Annotated in this window: 16 protein-coding genes; 8 read left to right on the forward strand and 8 right to left on the reverse strand. The window is 70.2% G+C overall.

Annotation, left to right across the window (positions count from 1 at the left end; all coding sequences use genetic code 11):
• Positions 1–115 precede the first annotated feature (115 nt).
• Complete coding sequence (locus Ari01nite_RS17300; protein ID WP_203782287.1) at positions 116–466, forward strand: DUF4190 domain-containing protein; 351 nt, start codon at positions 116–118, stop codon at positions 464–466.
• A gap of 20 nt (positions 467–486) precedes the next feature.
• Here the strand turns inward: Ari01nite_RS17300 and Ari01nite_RS17305 are convergent, their stop codons facing one another.
• The 4 genes from Ari01nite_RS17305 to icmB all read right to left on the reverse strand — a co-directional run bounded on the left by Ari01nite_RS17305 (position 487) and on the right by icmB (position 5,085).
• Positions 487–2,121, reverse strand: a complete 1,635-nt coding sequence (locus Ari01nite_RS17305) for a cell division protein PerM (RefSeq protein ID WP_239162812.1) — start codon at positions 2,119–2,121, stop codon at positions 487–489.
• A gap of 113 nt (positions 2,122–2,234) precedes the next feature.
• Positions 2,235–3,116 carry a succinate--CoA ligase subunit alpha gene (gene sucD, locus Ari01nite_RS17310; RefSeq protein ID WP_203782288.1) on the reverse strand — a complete coding sequence of 294 codons (882 nt, stop codon included), beginning with the start codon at positions 3,114–3,116 and terminating at the stop codon, positions 2,235–2,237.
• Between the two features lie 4 nt (positions 3,117–3,120).
• Entirely contained in the window at positions 3,121–4,299 is a 1,179-nt protein-coding gene (gene sucC, locus Ari01nite_RS17315; RefSeq protein ID WP_203782289.1) for an ADP-forming succinate--CoA ligase subunit beta, read from the reverse strand.
• A gap of 381 nt (positions 4,300–4,680) precedes the next feature.
• Positions 4,681–5,085, reverse strand: coding sequence for a coenzyme B12-dependent isobutyryl CoA mutase small subunit (gene icmB, locus Ari01nite_RS17320; protein WP_203782290.1), 405 nt, complete (start codon positions 5,083–5,085; stop codon positions 4,681–4,683).
• Positions 5,086–5,473: 388 nt separating this feature from the next.
• Here icmB and Ari01nite_RS17325 point away from each other — a divergent pair, with 388 nt between their 5' ends.
• Positions 5,474–6,214: a M23 family metallopeptidase gene (locus Ari01nite_RS17325; RefSeq protein ID WP_203782291.1), complete on the forward strand. Its 741-nt coding sequence runs from the start codon at positions 5,474–5,476 to the stop codon at positions 6,212–6,214.
• Between the two features lie 148 nt (positions 6,215–6,362).
• Complete coding sequence (locus tag Ari01nite_RS50935) at positions 6,363–7,115, forward strand: M23 family metallopeptidase (RefSeq protein ID WP_203782292.1); 753 nt, start codon at positions 6,363–6,365, stop codon at positions 7,113–7,115.
• On the opposite strand, the gene pcrA is transcribed toward Ari01nite_RS50935, so the two are convergent.
• Positions 7,112–9,520, reverse strand: coding sequence for a DNA helicase PcrA (gene pcrA, locus Ari01nite_RS17335; protein WP_203782438.1), 2,409 nt, complete (start codon positions 9,518–9,520; stop codon positions 7,112–7,114). The genes Ari01nite_RS50935 and pcrA overlap by 4 nt on opposite strands.
• Before the next feature lie 140 nt (positions 9,521–9,660).
• Here pcrA and Ari01nite_RS17340 point away from each other — a divergent pair, with 140 nt between their 5' ends.
• From Ari01nite_RS17340 to Ari01nite_RS17350, 3 genes are all read left to right on the forward strand, one after another.
• Positions 9,661–10,878, forward strand: a complete 1,218-nt coding sequence (locus Ari01nite_RS17340; RefSeq protein ID WP_203782293.1) for a hypothetical protein — start codon at positions 9,661–9,663, stop codon at positions 10,876–10,878.
• Between the two features lie 204 nt (positions 10,879–11,082).
• The gene (locus tag Ari01nite_RS17345) at positions 11,083–12,873 is read left to right on the forward strand and encodes a bifunctional metallophosphatase/5'-nucleotidase (RefSeq protein WP_498371176.1); all 1,791 of its coding nucleotides are present in this window, start codon (positions 11,083–11,085) and stop codon (positions 12,871–12,873) included.
• A 237-nt stretch (positions 12,874–13,110) separates the two neighbouring features.
• Positions 13,111–13,401, forward strand: a complete 291-nt coding sequence (locus Ari01nite_RS17350) for a chorismate mutase (RefSeq protein WP_203782295.1) — start codon at positions 13,111–13,113, stop codon at positions 13,399–13,401.
• A gap of 14 nt (positions 13,402–13,415) precedes the next feature.
• Here Ari01nite_RS17350 and Ari01nite_RS17355 read toward each other — a convergent pair whose 3' ends face one another.
• From Ari01nite_RS17355 to Ari01nite_RS17365, 3 genes are all read right to left on the reverse strand, one after another.
• The gene (locus Ari01nite_RS17355) at positions 13,416–15,047 is read right to left on the reverse strand and encodes a peptide ABC transporter substrate-binding protein (protein ID WP_239162815.1); all 1,632 of its coding nucleotides are present in this window, start codon (positions 15,045–15,047) and stop codon (positions 13,416–13,418) included.
• Positions 15,048–15,140: 93 nt separating this feature from the next.
• Positions 15,141–15,806, reverse strand: a complete 666-nt coding sequence (locus tag Ari01nite_RS17360) for a response regulator (RefSeq protein ID WP_203782296.1) — start codon at positions 15,804–15,806, stop codon at positions 15,141–15,143.
• Positions 15,803–17,032 carry an ATP-binding protein gene (locus Ari01nite_RS17365; RefSeq protein ID WP_203782297.1) on the reverse strand — a complete coding sequence of 410 codons (1,230 nt, stop codon included), beginning with the start codon at positions 17,030–17,032 and terminating at the stop codon, positions 15,803–15,805. Before Ari01nite_RS17365 ends, Ari01nite_RS17360 begins: the two co-directional genes overlap by 4 nt.
• 185 nt (positions 17,033–17,217) lie before the next feature.
• On the opposite strand from Ari01nite_RS17365, the gene Ari01nite_RS17370 reads away from it, so the two are divergent.
• Both Ari01nite_RS17370 and Ari01nite_RS17375 read left to right on the forward strand, forming a co-directional pair.
• Positions 17,218–18,798 (forward strand): PspC domain-containing protein, encoded by a 1,581-nt coding sequence (locus Ari01nite_RS17370; protein ID WP_203782298.1) that lies wholly within the window; start codon positions 17,218–17,220, stop codon positions 18,796–18,798.
• Positions 18,795–19,148, forward strand: coding sequence for a phage holin family protein (locus tag Ari01nite_RS17375; RefSeq protein ID WP_203782299.1), 354 nt, complete (start codon positions 18,795–18,797; stop codon positions 19,146–19,148). The genes Ari01nite_RS17370 and Ari01nite_RS17375 overlap by 4 nt, the downstream gene beginning before the upstream one ends.
• Positions 19,149–19,187 lie beyond the last annotated feature (39 nt).

A 19,187-nucleotide genomic window follows, 5' to 3' on the forward strand; every position in this document is an offset into this window, starting at 1 on the left:
GACAACGGGCTACCTGGCCGGGCACACGAAATACCTGATCATCGACTACGCTCCCGGTCCCTAGGAATCTGTCGATATTTCGCTGTGCAAGCAGCTCAACCTGAAGGATGAAAGCGTGACTACGCCTCCGAACTACGGCCCGCCTCCGAACTACGGCCCGCCGGCCGGCCAGCCGGCCGGCGGACAGAACACCCAGGGCCTGGTGGGCATGATCCTCGGAATCATCGCGATCCCGCTGGCCTGCTGCCCGTACCTGGGCATCATCGTCGGCATCGTCGGCGGGGTCTTCAGCTGGCTCGGCCTCAAGAAGGCGAACGAGGGTCTGGCGAGCAACGGCGGCCAGGCCAAGGCCGGCCTGATCTGCTCGGGTGTCGGTGTCGTGCTGGGCATCCTGATCCTGATCCTGTCGTTCAGCCTGTCCCAGCTCGATTGGCAGACCTACCTCGAGAACAACAGCACCAACTGAGTTCTCCCCGGGCCGGCCCGTCAGTTCTTGCGGGCCGGCCCAAAAGCACGTCCCGCGGCCGCACCGGCGGCCGCCGCCCCCGCCACCACCGCGGTGGCGACCAGCCCGACCTGCCACGGATCCGGCCCGATGGTGGCCAGCCGGCCGTCGCCCAGCGGCCCGCCGGAGAGCCGGCAGAGCACCCCCAGCGCGACACCGGCCACCGGACCGGCGAGCACTCCCCCGCCGAGCAGCAGCGACCACGGCGTGGCCGGCTTCTCGCCCGGTGCCGCCGCCGGCATCCCGCGGTTCACCCGCATGGTCAGCAGCCAGCCGGCCGCCATGGCCGCCAGCACCGGAACCGCCAGCAGGGCCGCGCCCGCCGCCCCCATCGGCCCGTTCGGCAGCCCGGCCAGCAGCGGCAAGGTCGGTAGTGGCCCGACGGTGACCTCGGTGAGCCGGATGGCCGAGCCGGTGCCCAGCGCAAATCCCGGCCCGAGCAGATAGGCGGCGGCCCAGACCGCGGCGTTGGCCCCGTAGGACAGGCTGAGCAGCGTAATCCCGGCCTGCCCCGCCACTCCGGTGCGGAACGCGGAGATGGTGTCGGCCGCCTGCCCGCCGCCGAGGGCAACGGACAGCCCGGTGACCGCGGCCCCCGAGGCCAGGATGAAAAGTGTCGCGATGAGACCGGTACGCACACCGGCCCGCAGCGCAACCGGCGTCCGGCGGGCCAGCACACTCAGCGCGTCGGTGCCGCGCAGCGCCCCCACCAGCCCGCCGGCCAGCCCGATCACAAAGAAATTGATCGCCGCCTGGGCCGGCGCCACATCGGTGCCCCGCCCGTCCACCCCGAGCGCAGCCATCGACCCGAGCAGCGAGTAGGTCAACGCAATAGCGAACGCGACCAGCAGTGCGGACCCGGTGGACCCGTTACGCCGGGCCCCGATCGCCCGCGTGACATGCAGCCCGGCCCGGTTGAGCCGCCAGCCGACCAGCATGGTGAGCAACAGCGGTGCCAGCCCCAGCGCCCCGATCGACGTCCCGATCGGAACCCCGTGCCCGAGCAGCCACCCGGCCAGCCCCGCATGCGCGGCACCAGCGAGCCCGCCCTGCCCCTCCAGGGTCCGAGCCAGCCCGATCACAGCAGCAACGGGAACATAGGACAGAGCCGCAGCCCACACCGTCGCGAACCCCACCGCAACCGGCAACGGCGCCCGCCGCGCCGGCCCGGGCGGCCGGCGCTGACTGGGCACCCGGACGGTAGGCCGGTCCCCCAGCACCTTGTCATCAACCAGCACGGTGGGCCGCCCACCCGAGCCCGGCCCGGAGATGGCCTCGGTGGACCGGTCCATGCCACCGGACGAGGCCGCCCGATCCGCCTTGCCACCCTCAGCCCGGATGGCCTGCGTCGGCCGCTCCACCCCGCCCTCACCGCGCCGCCGGCCCTCACCGCGCAGCCCAGCATCCCCGCGCACCCCCTCTTCGCCGTGTCGCCCCTCTTCGCCACGCCGCCCGCCCTGACCGGATTTATCGGATTTGTCGGGTGGGCCCGATGAGGGGGCGGGGAGAGGTTCGGTGTGGCGGTCGAGCGGGACCGTCTCGCGGGCGGCGAAGGCCGCCTCGGCTACCGCGAACGGGTCTTCCGAGTCGTCGGGACGGTCGGGTGGGGTGGGCATCGTCGCCTACTTTTGCACGACGGAGGGGCTGCGGCGACGCAGATACGGCGGCGCGCCGCCATTCGGGTCACCTGGGCCCGGGTGGCGGCGCGCCGTCATTGCTCGTACCGGAATCAGCTCATGACCTGGCGCATGAGCCGCGCGGTCTCGCTCGGGGTCTTGCCGACCTTGACGCCGGCGGCCTCGAGGGCCACCTTCTTGGCGTCGGCGGTGCCGGCCGAGCCCGAGATGATCGCGCCGGCGTGGCCCATGGTCTTGCCGGGCGGGGCGGTGAAGCCGGCGATGTAGCCGACCACCGGCTTGGTCACGTTGGCCTTGATGAACTCGGCCGCCCGCTCCTCGGCGTCGCCGCCGATCTCGCCGATCATCACGATCGCGTCGGTGTCCGGGTCTTCCTGGAACGCCTTCAGCGCGTCGATGTGGGTGGTGCCGATGACCGGGTCGCCGCCGATGCCCACGCAGCTCGAGAAGCCGATGTCGCGCAGCTCGTACATCAGCTGGTAGGTCAGCGTGCCGCTCTTGCTGACCAGGCCGATCCGGCCGGCCGGCGTGATGTCGGCCGGGATGATGCCGGCGTTGGACGCGCCCGGCGAGGCGATGCCGGGGCAGTTCGGGCCGATGATCCGGGTCTTCTGCCCCCGGTCGACGTTGTACGCCCAGAAGGCCGCCGAGTCCTGCACCGGCACGCCCTCGGTGATCACCACGGCGAGCGCGATCTCGGCGTCGATCGCCTCGACCACCGCGGCCTTGGTGAACGCCGGCGGGACGAAGATGACCGACACGTCGGCGCCGGTCTCCTTGATCGCCTCGGCCACCGACGCGAAGACCGGCAGCTCGGTGCCGTCGAAGTCAACCTTCGTGCCGGCCTTGCGCGGGTTGACCCCGCCGACCACGTTGGTGCCCGCGGCGAGCATCCGCCGGGTGTGCTTCGAGCCCTCGGCACCGGTCATGCCCTGGACGATGACCTTGGAGTCCTTGGTAAGCCAGATAGCCATTACGTCACTTCCCCGCAGCCGCGAGCTCGGCGGCCCGCTCGGCCGCTCCGTCCATCGTGTCCACCCGCTCCACCAGCGGGTTGTTCGCTCCGTCGAGGATGGCGCGGCCGGCCTCGGCGTTGTTGCCGTCAAGGCGGACCACGAGCGGCTTGGACACGCTCTCGCCGCGCTCGCCGAGCAGGGCGAGGGCCTGGACGATGCCGTTGGCCACCTCGTCGCAGGCGGTGATGCCGCCGAAGACGTTCACGAAGACCGACTTGACCGCCGGGTCGCCGAGCACGATCTCGAGGCCGTTCGCCATCACCTGGGCGCTGGCGCCGCCGCCGATGTCGAGGAAGTTGGCCGGCTTGACCCCGCCGTGCTTCTCACCCGCGTACGCCACCACGTCGAGGGTCGACATGACCAGGCCGGCGCCGTTGCCGATGATGCCGACCTCGCCGTCCAGCTTGACGTAGTTGAGGTTCTTGGCCTTGGCCGCCTGCTCCAGCGGGTCGACCGCGGACTGGTCGACCAGCGCCTCGTGGTCCGGGTGCCGGAACGACGCGTTCTCGTCCAGCGTGATCTTGGCGTCCAGGCAGAGCACCCGGCCGTCACCGACCTTGGCCAGCGGGTTGACCTCGACGAGCGTGGCGTCCTCGGCCACGAACGCCTGCCAGAGCTTCACCGCGATGTCGACGACGTGCTCGCTGACCTCGGCCGGGAACTTGGCGGCGGTCACGATCTCGCGGGCCTTGGCCTCGTCGACGCCCTTGACGGCGTCGATCGCGATCTTGGCAACCCGGTCCGGCTGCTCCTCGGCGACCGTCTCGATCTCCATGCCGCCGGCCACGCTCGCGATGCACAGGAACGTACGGTTGGCGCGGTCGAGCAGGTAGGAGAAGTAGTACTCCTCCTGGATGTCGGCCGTCTCGGCCAGCATCACCTTGTGGACCGTGTGGCCCTTGATGTCCATGCCCAGGATGTCGGTGGCCCGAGCCTGCGCCTCGTCGGCGCCGTCGGCCAGCTTGACGCCGCCGGCCTTGCCCCGGCCGCCGACCTTGACCTGGGCCTTCACGACGACCTTGCCGCCGAGCCGCTCCGCGATCGCGCGGGCCTCCTGCGGGGTCTCCGCGACACCGCCGCCCAGCACGGGCAGTCCGTGCCGTTCGAACAGGTCCCGCCCCTGATACTCGAACAGGTCCACGTGTCTCCTTTCGCTCGCGACGCCAAGCACCGGCAAGCCACACCGCCCGCGTCCCGACCTGTGTGCGCGCCGGGTCCGCCGAGGCGCCGCCAGCGTGAAGAATGTCCGGCCCGAAGGGGCCCTCTTCGCAGACTAGCGACCCTGAGGAGCAGCCCGTAGCCGCGGGTGCGCGGTGTGCAAGACCGCACACGTACGCCGTACTCAAAAAGCTGTCCGCGCTCGCGTAACCCGCCCCGGAGGGCGTCGTTGAGAGTGGTGTCGGAGCGCTACGGCGAACCGAATGCGAGCGGCCGATGCCCTGTCGGTCGAGGGGTGGCGGCGGGGCATCGTGCATAGAGAGGCCGGACGTGTGAGGGGTGCGTCCGGCCTCTCCCCTTGCCGTTACGCGACCGGCGAACTCACATTGGCGCGTACCCATTGGATGATGGATGCCGTGGTGGCTCCCGGGGTGAAAATCTTGGCAACCCCCAGTGCCTCCAATTCGGCAATGTCGTCGGCCGGAATGATGCCGCCGCCGAATACCACGATGTCATCTGCATCACGTTCCGCTAGCAGTTCGATTACGCGGCGGAACAATGTCATGTGCGCCCCGGACAGAACGGACAAACCGATCGCGTCCGCGTCCTCCTGAATGGCCGTGCCGACGATCTGCTCCGGCGTCTGGTGCAGACCGGTGTAGACCACTTCCATACCCGCGTCACGCAGCGCGCGGGCCACCACCTTGGCGCCACGGTCGTGCCCGTCCAGCCCCGGTTTGGCGACGACCACCCTGATCCGTGCTTCCATCCGACCCTCCGCGTCCCGGAACACCGTTGTCCTGAACGAACGGTAACCCGCGCGAGGGGGCCGGGGTAGTCGGCTTCCGCTAACAGAGATCACCAAGAGTGACCGAAAATGTATTCTGCGTCACCTGACTTTGCGTTTCTTAGATAATCACAGAGAGTGGGCAACGAAGCTGTTCGAAAAAGGTAACGAATTCGGACATTCTCTCCTGAATGCGGACCGGTAACTGTCACGGAATTGGCGCTTCGACTTGTGGCGCGGCGGCCGTTTCGTTACCGTGGCCCACGGCTGTCAACCGGTTAACCCCGAACCGGCAGCCAGGACGGGCACCGAACGGCCGGAAATTCGGCCGGTGACCGCCACCGTATTACCACCGATGGAGGGTTAGTTCGTGCGCCAGCGCTTGTCGTCTGAGCCCGACCGGTATCGCGGCCGTCGTCGCGTACCTACCCCACCTCGCAGTCGTTATGCCGTCGTCGTCACCTCCGCCTTCATGGGCGCTGGTGTGGTGGCCCTCGGCGCCGCGTCCAACCTGCCGGACATCAAGGCTCCGAACGCCGAGGCGCTGCGCGGCCTGGAGAGCGCCAACGTCTCCGAGGCGATCGCCCAGCGCGAGTCCGACGACAAGGCCGCCTCGCGTAATGAGAACCGCGAAGCCGTCAGCAAAGAGAAGGTCAGCGCCGAGGAAGCCGCGCGCGACGTCTGGCTGCTGCCGCTCGACGATTACGTCTTCACCTCCGCGTACGGCGTCCGCTGGGGCAAACTGCACGCCGGCGTCGACCTGGCCGCCCGCGAGGGCACCCCGTACAAGGCGATCCACGCCGGCACGGTGATCAAGGCCGGCTACGACGGTGGCTACGGCTACTCGATCACGGTCAAGAACGACGACGGCACCGAGGTCATCTACGCCCACTCCCGTCGCGTCCTGGTCAAGGCCGGCGACCAGGTGAAGGCCGGCCAGATGATCGGCGAGGTCGGCAGCACCGGCGCCTCGTTCGGCACGCACCTGCACATCGAGGTGCACAGCAAGGGCAACCCGGTCGACCCGATCCCGTTCCTCCGCCAGCGCGGCGTCGACATCAAGCTCCAGGTCGAGTCGGTGTACGCCGGCATGGCGGCCAACGCCTCCTGACCCCGCTTTCCCTCAGGCCCGGCCGCACCGGGCCGACGATCATGACGTGTCAGGTCGTCATCGCACCGGTCGTCACCGCCGCGTGCACGCCGCGCGCCATCGCGCCCCACTCCCCCAGAACCGCCGCACGCTCCTGCTCAGCAGCACGATGGGCGCCGCCCTCCTGACCGGCGTGGCCGGCGGCACCACCGCAGCCGCCCAGTCGGACATTCCCGCGCTGCTCGCACCAGGCCCAACCGATGCACCCGCGCCCCACCGCGCCCTCGCGTCGCCCGATTTATCCGGCTCCAACCTTGCGCCCGCTTCGCGCGGTGGGGGTAGAGAAACCAGCTCGGGAGGGGAAACCGGCGCGGGAAGCGGAACCGGCTCGGGAGGACGGGAAGGTTCGCGAGGAAGGCACGGCGCGGGAGTGGGGAGCGGTTCAGGGGCTTTGGCCAACGGAGCTGGTCTGCCCGCTGAAACCGTTCGGCTCAAGGCGCCCGCCAGCCGCCGCGCCCCAGGACAATGGGTCCACCCCAACCCGACGGCGACCGTCACGTCCTGTTTCGGGCCGCGGTGGGGACGGGAGCACCAAGGCGTCGACCTCGCCGCGCCCGCGGGCACACCGATCGTGGCGACCGGCACCGGCGTCGTGGTGCGGGCCGGCGTCGAGGGTGGGTACGGCAATGCCGTGCTGATCGACCACGGCGACGGATACCGCACGCACTACGGCCACCTCGCGGCGATCGGCGTGGTGGCCGGGCAGCGGGTCCGGGCCGGGCAGCCGGTCGGACACGAGGGGTCGACCGGGCACTCGACCGGGCCCCATCTGCACTTCGAGGTGCGTCAGGGGCCCTACCAGGACCCGGTGGAACCGACCGCCTGGCTGCGTGCGCGCGGGGTCGACATCCGCGGGTGTTAAATCTTTTCGATCGGGGCGTGGCGCATGATCAGCCACATCACCTGGTCGCCGAAGTCGATCTGGGCTCGAGCGCCGGGGCCCTGGCCCTCGACCGCGACGACGCGGCCCAGGCCGTAGCGCTGATGGTTGACCCGGTCGCCGACCGCGACCTTGGGGGCCTGCGGCAACTCGCTGGCGGTGGCCAGTTTGCTGGCGTCGATGCCCAGGCGGCTGGCCAGTTGCTGGGCCTTGGGCGTGCCGCCCGCGAAGCCGCCGCCGCGGGCCCGGTCACCGCCGCCCCGGCCACCCACGCCGCCGCCCGTACCGGACCAGGACGTGTAGGAACCGGCCGTGCGCTCCCAGCGGATCAGCTCGGGGGGCAACTCGTCGGTGAAGCGGGACGGTGGGTTGTATTGTGGCTGGCCCCAGGCACCCCGGGTGACCGCGCGGGACAGGTAGAGCCGCTGGCGGGCCCGGGTGATGCCGACGTACGCGAGGCGGCGCTCCTCCTCGAGTTCGGTGTTGTCGCTCATGGCGCGCATGTGCGGGAACACGCCGTCCTCTAGGCCGGTGAGGAAGACCACCGGGAACTCCAGGCCCTTCGCCGTGTGCAGGGTCATCAGGGTGACGACGCCCTGGTTTTCCGGGTCGTCGTCGGGCAGCTGGTCGGCGTCGGCGACCAGCGCCACCTGCTCGAGGAAGCCGGCCAGCGTGGCCGCCTGCGGCGCGTCCTCCTCGGCCTGGGCCTCCACCCGTTCGGTGTACTCCCGGGCGACGCTGACGAGTTCCTGGAGGTTTTCGACCCGGCCCTGGTCTTGCGGGTCGAGGCTCTCCTCCAGCTCGCTGAGCAGGCCGGACCGCTGGAGCACGGCCTCGAGCACCTCCTCGGGCGGCGCCGTCTCGGCGATCACCCGCAGGTCGTCGAGCATGTGCACGAAGTCGGCGATCGCGTTGGCCGAGCGGGCCGCGATGCCGGGCGCGTCCTTGGCGTGCCGCAGCGCCTGGCCGAACGAGATGCGGTCGCGGGCCGACAGGGCCTCGACGCACGCCTCGGCACGGTCGCCGATGCCGCGTTTCGGGGTGTTGAGCACCCGGCGGATGCTGACCGTGTCGTCGTCGTTGACCAGGGCGCGCAGGTACGCCAGGGCGTCCCGGACCTCTTTGCGCTCGTAGAAACGCACCCCGCCGACCACCTTGTAGGGCAGGCCGACCCGGATGAACACCTCCTCGAACACCCGGGACTGGGCGTTGGTGCGATAGAAGACGGCCACGTCGCCGGGACGGACGTTTTCGCGGTCGTGCAGCCGGTCGATCTCGCGGGCCACCCAGTCGGCCTCGGCGTGCTCGGTGTCGGCCACGTATCCGACGATCTGCTCGCCCTGGCCCTGGTCGCTCCACAGCCGTTTGGGCTTGCGCGACGTGTTGCGGTCGATCACCGCGTTGGCGGCGGTCAGGATCGTCTGCGTGGAGCGGTAGTTCTGCTCGAGCAGAATGGTGCGGGCATCCGGGTAGTCGCGTTCGAACTCCAGGATGTTGCGGATGGTGGCGCCGCGGAACGCGTAGATCGACTGGTCGGCGTCGCCCACCACGCACAGCTCGCCCGGTGGCACGTCGCCCCCCGGCTGCCCGACCAGCTCGCGGACCAGCATGTATTGCGCGTGGTTGGTGTCCTGGTATTCGTCGACAAGCACGTGCCGGAAACGTCGGCGGTACGCCTCGGCGACGTGCGGATGCGACTGGAACAGGTGCACCGTGGCCATGATGATGTCGTCGAAGTCGAGCGCGTGCGCCTCGCGCAGGCGGCGCTGATAGAGCTCGTACGCCTCGGCGACCGCCCGCTCGGTGGGGCCCTTGGCCTTGTCCTTGAACTCCTCGGGCTCGACCAGCTCGTTTTTCAGGTTGGACACCTGGGCCGCCAGGCCGCGCGGGGTGTACCGCTTGGGGTCGAGGTCGAGCTCGCGGACCACCAGCTGCATGAGCCGGCGCGAGTCGTCGGCGTCGTAGATCGAGAACGAGCTCTTGAGGCCGGCGTGCTCGTGTTCGGCGCGCAGGATGCGCACGCAGGCGGAGTGGAACGTCGACACCCACATCAGCCGGGCGCGCGGGCCGACCAGGTGGGCGACCCGCTCCTTCATCTCGCCGGCCGCCTTGTTGGTGAAGGTGATCGCGATGATCTCGCCGGGGTGCACATGGCGTTCGCCGAGCAGGTAGGCGATGCGGTGGGTCAGCACCCGGGTCTTGCCGGAGCCGGCGCCGGCCACGATCAGCAGCGGCGTGCCGGAGTGGGTGACCGCGTCGCGCTGTGGGCCGTTGAGCCCGGTCAGCAGGGCCTCGGTGTCGAACCGGCGGGCCTTGCGGGCCGGATCGGACGGGGCCGGCTGAGACCGGGCCGGATCGGACGGGGGCGCCTCCCGGACCGCGGGCATGGCGAACAGGGCGTTGTTCTGGGGTTCGGAGGTAGCTCGCATCGCGGTGGCAAGTCTAGGCCCACCCCCCGACAAGAATCGGGGACTGTGCGGCGGCGCGGAATCTGTTTGAATCGGCCGACAGGGGCCGAGGGGGCGCGGTGCTCGATGTCACAGTCACGCACGACGGAGTCCGGCGGATCTGCGGCGCCATCCTGGCCGTGGTCCTGGGAGTCAGCGCGGTCTCGGCGTTCTCCGGACCCGGCGAGGACGACCCGGATCAGGTGATCGCGGCCGGTGCGGTCGCGGCCGGCCCGCCCGCGCCGCTCGAACAGGTCCGCCAGATACTGCACAAACAGGCCGCCGCCCTCGGGCGTGGCGACCGGGCCGGCTGGCTGGCCCCGGTGGCGCCCGCCCTGCACGGCCGCTACCTCGGTCTTTACCGGACACTGCGGGCCCTGCGGGTGACCACAGTGGAATACCGGATCACCGGCGGCCGGCTGCCGGCCCTGGCCGTCGAGCTGGCGTACTGCTTCACGGCCTGCACCAATGACCGGCCGAGCATCGCGCAGACCCTGACTTTCGAGCGCAGCGGTACCGCGTACCGGCTCATCAAACTCACCAAGCCGCAGCGCCCCACCAAGCTGCAACCCACCCCCTGGGAGTCGGGCGACCTGGTGGTGGCACAGGGCCGGCGGGTCACGGTCGCGGCCCCGAAGGTCCTGGCCGGGCGGCTGGCCGAGGTGGTGCGGATCGCCGACGAGGCCGCCACGATCGATGACCGCTACGCCGCCCTGGCCGGCAACCGGCAGGCTCGCTACCGGATCTTTCTGGCGTCGGAAAAGCAATGGCGGATCTGGTACGGCGGAAAGGGGACCGACTGGGCAGCGGGGTACATGCAGCCGCTCGCCGGTGCCGGCGCCGACGTGGTGATCCACCTGAACCGGATCCGGAACCGGGCCGCGCTGCGCGAGGTAATCCAGCACGAACTGGGCCACGTCGCCACGATCGGCGGCGTGCAGCCGGGCGTGCACGACATGTGGCTGGTGGAGGGCGTCGCCGAGTACATCGGGATGCGACCGCGCGCGGCCGGTCAGACGTACAACCTCTCGGTTTTGCGCAGGCCCACCCGGCTGGCCGTGCCCCCGCTGCGCGACGGCGCCGGAAAGGCCGAGGTGGCGGCGTTCTACGCGCACGGGCACTTCGCGGTCGAGTGCCTGGTCACCAAGTTCGGCGAAGCCCGGGCCATGGAGTTCGTCCGGCTTAGACTGCGACTGGGGAACACGCTCGAGGTGGCCGCGCGCAGCGTCTTCGGCCGCAGCTTCGCGAGCGTCGAACAGACCTGCGTCGATCGGCTCCGCCAGCAAGCCGGCCAGTAGGTCGGCCAGCAGGTCGGATAGCCGATCAGCAATCGACTTGTCACCTGCAGGAGGTAGCGCTCACCTGCATCGATAGCTCAGGCTGTGCTGCGTTGGTTGACCCTTAATCCGATCGGGAGACCGAATACCATGGACAGTCCGCGATTCCGCGGCCGGTCGGTGCTGCGCCATCTCGCCGCACCAGCCCTGGCTCTGGCCGTCGTCATCACCCTGCCGGCGGCCCGCACCCCGTCGACTCCGGCCACCGACGCCCCGCCGGCCGAGTTCACGCCGGTCAGCGTGTCGTACGGGCAGCCGCACGGCGGTTCCGTCCAGGGCCAGTTCCTCAGCTACAACGACTTCCACGGTGCGATCGACCCGCCGAGCGGCAGCGGTGCCGTGGTCAACGCCTCCGGCACCAGCACCCCGGCCGGCGGCGTGGAATACCTGGCCACGTACCTCAAAAAGCTCCGCGCCGAGGCGAAGGCAGCGGGCGCGACCACCCTCACGGTCGGCGCCGGTGACCTGATCGGTGCCACCCCGCTGGTCAGCGCCGCGTTCCACGACGAGCCGACGATCGAGCTGATGAACCAGGTCGGCCTGCAGATCAGCTCGGTGGGCAACCACGAGTTCGACGAGGGCGTGACCGAACTGCTGCGCATCCAGCGCGGCGGCTGCCACCCGACGGACGGCTGCCAGGACGGCGACCCGTACCGCGGTGCCAAGTTCACCTATCTCGCGGCCAACACCATCGACAAGAAGACCGGCCTGCCGATCCTCCCGCCGGTCGACATCAAGATCGTGAACGGCGTGCCGGTGGGCTTCGTCGGCATGACGCTGGAGGGCACGCCGAGCATCGTCAACCCGGCCGGCATCGCCAGCGTGCGCTTCACCGACGAGGTGGAGACCGCGAACAAGTGGGGCAACCTGCTGAAGCTGTTCGGCGTCAAGGCCCAGGTGCTGCTGCTGCACGAGGGCGGCCAGCAGGGCACGGCCACACCCACGCCGGGCGTCTCGGCCTGCCACAACTTCTCCGGCCCGGTGGTCGACATCGTGAAGGGCCTGAACCCCGAGTTCGGCCTCGTGGTGTCCGGTCACACGCACCGGTTCTACACCTGCAGCCTGCCCAACCGGTCCGGCGCCGACACCGTGGTCACCAGCGCCGGCAACAACGGCCAGATCATCACCGACGTCGACTACACGCTGAACCAGCGCACCGGCCGCTGGGCCGGCATCTCGGCCCGCAACGTGATCGTCGAGAACGGCGTGCCGGACGGCAGCGGCGGCTGGCAGCGCGACGCCGCCGGCGTCTACCTCAAGAACCCCGACACGGTCGACCCGGACGCCAAGAGGATCGCCGACAAGTACCGCACCGCCGTGGCCCCGATCGCGAACCGCGTGGTCGGCGCCATCACGGCCGACATCACCCGGACGGCCACCGCCGCCGGTGAGTCGCCCCTCGGTGACGTGATCGCCGATGGCCAGCTGGCCTACACGAGCGGCGCCGGCGCCCAGATCGCGCTGATGAACCCGGGCGGCATCCGCGCCGACTTCGACGCCGAGGCGTCCGCGGGCGGCGAGGCCAACGGCCAGGTCACGTACGGCGAGGCGTTCACGGTCCAGCCGTTCAACAACCTGGTGGTCACCCAGACGTTCACCGGCGCGCAGCTCCGGGACGTCCTGGAGCAGCAGTTCGTCGGGCACAAGGGCCAGACCACGCAGCGCATCCTGCAGGTCTCCGCGGGCCTGACCTACACCTGGAGCGCCTCGGCGGCGGCCGGTTCCAAGGTCACCAACCTGGCCCTGAACGGCACCCCGATCGACCCGGCCGCGACCTACCGGGTCACCACCAACGACTTCCTGGCCAACGGCGGCGACGGGTTCTCGACGCTGACCGCCGGCACCGACCGGGTGACCGCGCCGGGCTTCGACGTGGACGCGCTGATCGCCTACCTGGGCGGTCCCGCCTCCCCGGTGGCGCCCGGTCCGGCCAACCGGATCAGCACGACGGCGTGAGAAAGTTCGCCCGGTCCGTCTCACGGATCGGGCGGTTTTCTTGCGGTTGGGTTCGAGGCGGGGGCATACTCGGCTCGTGATTCAGCAGACGCGATTTTTTTACTACGGCACCGGAGGTCCGGCAGCCGTAGGCCGCGTCTGAACGACAGACCTACTTCGAGCCCCGGGCTTCCCAGCCCGGGGCTTGATGCTGCCCGGGCCGGGTCGACCGGGGCGCAAGCACCCGAGGAGCACGAAATGACCGCCGACGTGGTGGACCAGACGACCGGAGCCGGGGAGCCCTTGGCGGCCGACGAGATCCGCGGCATGCGCGAGCGGATCGACGAGATCGACCAGGCCATCATCGACCTGTGGCTGGAGCGAGCCCGGCTCTCCCAGACGGTGGGCAAGACCCGGATGGCCAGCGGCGGCACCCGGCTGGTGCTGTCCCGCGAGCGCGAGATCGTCGACCGCTTCCGGTCCGCCCTGGGCCCGGACGGCACCCAGATCGCCCTGATGATCCTGCGGGCGGGGCGCGGGCCGCTCTAGCCAGCCCGGGTTGGTCAGCCCACCAGCGCGATCTGGTAGATGTCCACCTTCTGGAAGAGATCCATCGTGACGTTCGAGACCCGCGTCGAGTGGGCGAACACGTTCTGCCCGAACCGCAGCGGCAGCACCGGCATCTCGTCGGCCAGGATGTCCTCGGCCTGCTGCCACTTCTGCTGCGCGGCGGCCGCGGTCGGGGCCTCGGCACCCTCGCGCACCAGGCTGTCGAACGCCGTGTTGCTCCAGCCGTAGTAGTTGGAGGAGCCGTCGGTGGTGTAGAGCTGGGCGAGGAAGTTTTCCATCAGCGGGTAGTCCATGGTCCACGCCAGCCGGATCAGCCCGACATCTTCCTGCTTGCGCACCTTGCCGAGCAGTCCGGCGAAGGTGGGCTCGGTGACACCCTTGCACTCCACACCCAGCGACGCCGTGATCTGGGCACACATCACGTCGACCCAGGCCTGATGTCCACCATCCACGTTGTACGCAATGGTGATGCTGGGCGGGCCGCCGGCCTGGGTGTAGAGCTCGCGGGCCTTGGTGGGGTTGTACTCGCAGTACTCGCCGCAGGAGTTCTCGCGGTAGCCGGCCACCACCGGGGACACGAACGACGTCGCCGGCGTCTCGGCACCCTTGAAGATCGTGTCGGTCATCTCCTGGCGGTTGACGGCCATCGAAATCGCGCGACGGACCTCCTTCTTCTGGAAATCTTTCTGGTACGCGGGGAAGCCGACGAACGCGAACGCCGAACTCGGACTCTGCTGGACGCGATCACCCAGTTCGTCCGCGGCGGTGTCCAGTTTGTCCAGCGGCAGCCTGGTCTCGACGTCCAGGTCGCCGGCCTTCAGATCCTCGTACTGCGCGTTCAGACCCTTGTAAATCTTCCACGTGATGCCGTCGACCTTGGGCGCCGTGCCCTTGAAGCCGGGCACCTTCTCCACCTGGATCTGTTTGCCACGCTCCCAGGCGCCGCGCATCTTGAACGGCCCGTTGCCGATCGGCGCGTCACCGAAACCCGGTGCCAGCGCGCCGTCCGGACCGAACGCCGCCTTCGGCAGCGGATAGAACGCGTCCGACGCCAGCACCGACTGCCAACCGGTGAACCCGGACGACAGCGTCACTGTGAACGAGAGGTCGTTGACCTTCTTGAGGCCGCGCAGCTTGCCGGCCCGGGGAGCCGGCGCCTCCTGCGGTCCCTCGCCGTCCGGGTCGACCGACTGCATCTCGGCGTAGCCGTCGATCCGGCTGAAGAAGTACGACGCCAACTGCCCGTTCGGCTTGTACGCACCGTAGTTCCACGCGTTGAGGTAATTGTCCGCGGTGACCGGTTCGCCGTTGCTGAAGGTGAAGCCGGGGCGCAGCTTGATCGTCCAGACCTTGTTGGCCTTGTCGCGCGTGATCGACTCGGCGGCCACCGGGTAGGGCTGGCTCTTGTCGTCGAACCGGACCAGCGGATAGAACAGCGACGCCAGCACCTGCGAGCCGTTGGACTCGGTGGTGTTGGCCGGGATCAGGCTGTCCGGCTCGACGATGCCGATCGAGATCGAGTTGGGCAGTGCCTGGTCGTCGTCGGAGTCGCCGGTGCAACCAGCCGCCAACAAGGAGATGGCGGCCACGCCGGCCGCCATCTTCCAAGAGCCTTTCCCGGGCATGGGGAGAATCTCCTTCAAGGGCTCACGGGGGATGTGTGAGTCGCTCTATTCAGCCCGATAGTAACCACGCCCGCGGAAAACCTCCGGACTCGATCAGACCAGTCGCCGGTCGGCCGCCCATCGTGACAGCTCGTAACGGTTGCTCATCTGCAGTTTGCGCAGAACGTTGGAGACGTGCGTCTCAACCGTCTTGATCGAGATGAACAGCTCCTTGGCGATCTCCTTGTACGCGTAGCCGCGGGCGAGCAGCCGCAGCACCTCGCGCTCTCGGTTCGTCAGCTGGTCGAGCTCGGGGTCGGCCACCGGTACGTCCGGGCGGGAGGCGAACGCGTCCAGCACGAACCCGGCCAGCCGGGGGCTGAACACCGCGTCGCCGTCGGCCACCCGCTTGATCGCGGCGGCCAGCTCGTCGGGCGAGATGGTCTTGGTGACGTAGCCGCGGGCGCCGGCCCGGATCAGGCCGATCACGTCCTCGGCGGCGTCCGACACCGAGAGCGCCAGGAAGCGGACGTGCGGGTGACTGCGGCGCATGGCGTCCAGCACGGCGCGGCCACCGCCGTCCGGCATGTGCACGTCGAGCAGCACCACGTCCGGCTCGAGGGCGGCGATCTTGCTGACCGCCTCGGCCACCGTGCTGGCCTCGCCCACCACGTCCACGTGCACGCCCAGTTCGGCGCGCACCCCGGCGCGGAACATGGCGTGGTCGTCGACCAGGAAGACGGCGAGCCGGCGACCCTCCGACGACGTCGATTCGGTCATCGCACTGTCTCCTTCCCGGTGGTCACGACATTGTCCCGTGAGGTCGGCAGCATGAGCCGCACCTCGGTGCCCTCCCCGGGCGTGCTGCGGATCTCGGCCCGCCCGCCGTGGCGTTTCATCCGGCCGATGATCGAGCCTCGCACCCCGTGCCGGGACTCCTCCACGCCGGACAGCTCGAAACCGGCGCCACGATCGCGGACGAAGACGCTGAGTTCGTCGTCCTCCACCTCGGCGTACAGCGAGACGGTCTGCACGCCGGCGTGCCGGGCCGCGTTCACCAGGGCCTCGCGGGCCGCCGCGACCAGCGCCGCCACCCGTTCGTCGCACGGGGTGTCGCCCACCACCACGGTCTCCACGGTGATCGCGTACGTGTCCTCGACCTCGGCAGCCGCCTGCTCGAGGGCGGCGGCAAAGCGCTCGGTCGGCGAGGCGGTCGGCTTGTAGAGCCAGTTGCGCAGGCTGCGCTCCTGGCCGCGGGCCAGCCGCTGCACCTCTTTGATGTCGGCCGAGTTGCGCTGGATCAGCGCGAGCGTGTGCAGCACCTGGTCGTGGATCATGGCGGCCAGTTCGGCGCGCTCCTGCTCGCGGATCCGGCCCTCGCGCTCGGCGCGCAACTGGTTGAACATCCGGTAGAGCAGCGGCGCGGCCACCACGCCCACCCCGAGCAGGCCCACCAGCGCGAAGATCACGCCGTTGAACACCGAGGTGAGCGACTCGGCCGGGGCGTACACCGCGACCAGGCCGATGATGCCGGTGGCCACCAGCACGCCGCCGCCGATGAAGCGGAGCAGAAAGAACCGCCGGTCGCTCTCGGCCACCACCGCGGCCAGCCACGGGGTCTGCGGCAGGTTGCCGGCCCACTGGCCGCGCCGGGACGGGTCGGACTGGTGCCAGATGATGCCGGCGCCAACCGCGACCACCGCGATCAGCCAGCCCACCGGCCCGGCCACGCTGTCCTTGAAGACCAGCGCCTGGAGCAGAATGACACCGAGTCCGATCGCACCGAACGGCAGCAGCATGGCCAGATCGCGGCGCGGCGGCTGGCCGTCGGTGGGAATCTGTTGCGGCAGCACGGCCCAGAACGCGGCGTAGAGGAGCAGGCCCAGGCCGCTGAAGCTGAGGAGCACGACGAGCGCGATGCGAACCGCCAGCAGCGGCACACCCAGATGCTCCGCCAGGCCGGCCGCGACCCCGGCGATGATCCGGTGGTCCCGCGGCCGGTACAACCGGCGTGTGGGTGGGTTGACTGCGGTGGTGATGGCTCCTCCTCGGTCGGTCCTCCGATCGTCACACGTCCGGAGGCCCGCGGCCACGGGGAACTTCCCCCGGTATCCGGCCCCCAGGATCTCAGGGTGGGCTCAGGGTCGGTGCCGGAAGCGCCTCGGGTGGGTGGGCGGCCAGGATCGATGACATGAACGACGAAGCTGCCGAATCGCGGGGCCCGTCCGGTCCGTCGCAGGACGTGCCGGCGACTTCCGAGCCCGCCGCCAAGACCGCTCCTCCGGCTCCCGGGCCGGACCCGACCCCCACCGACTCCTCCGCTTCGTCTGCTTCGCCGGCTTCCTCCGGTTCGCCGTCGGCGGAGCCGCCGACCGAGGAGATTCCGCCGGCTTGGACGCCGCCTCCCGCCGGGTCCCCTGGTCCCTCTTTCTCCAAAGACCAGCTCGTACGCCCGAAGGAGGGCCGGTACGTCGCGGGCGTCTGCGCCGCGCTGGCCCGGGCCACCAACACCGACCCGGTGCTGTGGCGGGTCCTGGTCACCGTGCTGGCCATCATGACCGGCGTGGGCCTGCTGCTCTACCTGATCGGCTGGCTGGTCATCCCGGGCGAGGGCGACCGCGTCTCGCCGATCGAGTCGCTGCTCGGCAAGGGCCGTTCCGGCATGTCGCGGATGTCGATCATCCTGCTCGCGGCCGGCGCGGTGATCTCGTTCGCCTTCATCGTGAACGACGGGATGCGGGCCAGCCTGCTCGCGGCCGCCGTGATCGTGGGCGCGATCCTGCTGATCAAGCGGGGCGGGCCGCAGCGCACCGAGGCCGCCGCCTTTCCGCCGCCCGGAACCGCGCCCGGCGAGCCGGCCACGGCACAGTTCGGGGCGGGTTACCCCCCGCCGGGCTACACCGCGCCGGGTTTTGCTGGGCCGGGCTTCTCTGGGCCGGGCTTCTCTGGGCCGGGCTTCCCTGGGCCGGCCGCGACCGCACCGCCCTCGGAACCGGTGACCAAGGCCGACCCGCTGATCCCATCGGCACCTCCGGTCCCGCCGATGCCGCCGATGGCACCGCCGAGCGGCTACCGGCCGCCGTTCGCGCCGCACGGCCCGTGGGGTGGCCCGGCGCACCAGCCGGTCGCGCCGCCGCAGCCACCCCGCCCGCCGGCGCCGCCGAAACCGCCGCGCGAGCGCTCCAAGCTGGGCCGGCTCACCTTCTTCGGGGTGATCATGGTGCTCGGCGTGATGGCCGCGATCGACATGGCCGGTGCCAGCATCGCGGTGTCCGCCTACTTCGCGGCCGCGCTGGTCACGATCGCGCTCGGGCTCATCGTGGGCGCCTGGTTCGGCCGGGCCCGCGGGCTGATCTTCCTGGCCCTCCTCACCTCGATCGGCCTGCTGGTCTCGACCGGTGCCGAGCGCTGGGGCGGTGAGCTGGGCAACAGTGTCTACCGCCCGCAGACCGCCGGCGCGGTGGCCGACCGCTACGACTTCACGGTCGGCAACGCCACCCTCGACCTGCGCGACGTCGACTTCGCCAACCAGACGCAGGACGTCACGCTGACCATGAAGGTGGGCCAGATCCGGGTGCTGCTCCCGCCGAACGTCGACGCCACCGCCGACCTCGACCTGCAGAACGGCCGGGCGATGGTCTTCGGCAAGGAGTTCGAGAGCGGCGAGGCGATCAGTGAGTCGCTGTCCGACCAGGGCCTGGACGGCGCCGGTGGCGGCACGCTCAAGCTCAACCTGCAGATGGACACGGGCAACGTGGAGGTGATCCGGTGAAGCCGCACCGCACCGACGGGGTTTCGCTGAGCTTCGGGCTGATCTTCCTGCTGATCGCGCTCTGGTGGGCGCTGTCCCGGGTCGTCACCCTGCACCTGCCGGCCGTCGGCTGGGTGGTGGCCGGTGGCCTGATCGCCTTCGGGGTGATCGGCCTGCTCGGCGCGATCCGTTCCGGCCGTCGTCCCGCCCCGGCGCCGGTGGTCGAGCGGCCGGCCGAGCCGGAGATCCCCGGCGACCTGCCGCCCGAGATGCACGCCTCGATCGTCCGGGAACTCCTCGAGGAGCCCGGCGAGCGGTTCCGCCAGGAGCACCCGGACCTGACCACGGAGCCGACGCAGAAGAAGGACTGAGCACGTCAACTGGTGGATGGTTGCGCCGCCCGCGGGGAA

Origin of the sequence: Paractinoplanes rishiriensis (assembly GCF_016862375.1) — a bacterium.
GTDB classification, from domain to species: domain Bacteria; phylum Actinomycetota; class Actinomycetes; order Mycobacteriales; family Micromonosporaceae; genus Actinoplanes; species Actinoplanes rishiriensis.

Coding starts and splice junctions, on each gene's coding strand:
- Ari01nite_RS17305 (WP_239162812.1), bottom strand. CDS start 2,121: ATGCCCACCCCACCCGACCGTCCCGACGACTCGGAAGACCCGTTCGCG.
- sucD (WP_203782288.1), bottom strand. CDS start 3,116: ATGGCTATCTGGCTTACCAAGGACTCCAAGGTCATCGTCCAGGGCATG.
- icmB (WP_203782290.1), bottom strand. CDS start 5,085: ATGGAAGCACGGATCAGGGTGGTCGTCGCCAAACCGGGGCTGGACGGG.
- Ari01nite_RS50935 (WP_203782292.1), top strand. CDS start 6,363: ATGGGCGCCGCCCTCCTGACCGGCGTGGCCGGCGGCACCACCGCAGCC.
- pcrA (WP_203782438.1), bottom strand. CDS start 9,520: ATGCCCGCGGTCCGGGAGGCGCCCCCGTCCGATCCGGCCCGGTCTCAG.
- Ari01nite_RS17350 (WP_203782295.1), top strand. CDS start 13,111: ATGACCGCCGACGTGGTGGACCAGACGACCGGAGCCGGGGAGCCCTTG.
- Ari01nite_RS17355 (WP_239162815.1), bottom strand. CDS start 15,047: ATGCCCGGGAAAGGCTCTTGGAAGATGGCGGCCGGCGTGGCCGCCATC.
- Ari01nite_RS17360 (WP_203782296.1), bottom strand. CDS start 15,806: ATGACCGAATCGACGTCGTCGGAGGGTCGCCGGCTCGCCGTCTTCCTG.
- Ari01nite_RS17370 (WP_203782298.1), top strand. CDS start 17,218: ATGAACGACGAAGCTGCCGAATCGCGGGGCCCGTCCGGTCCGTCGCAG.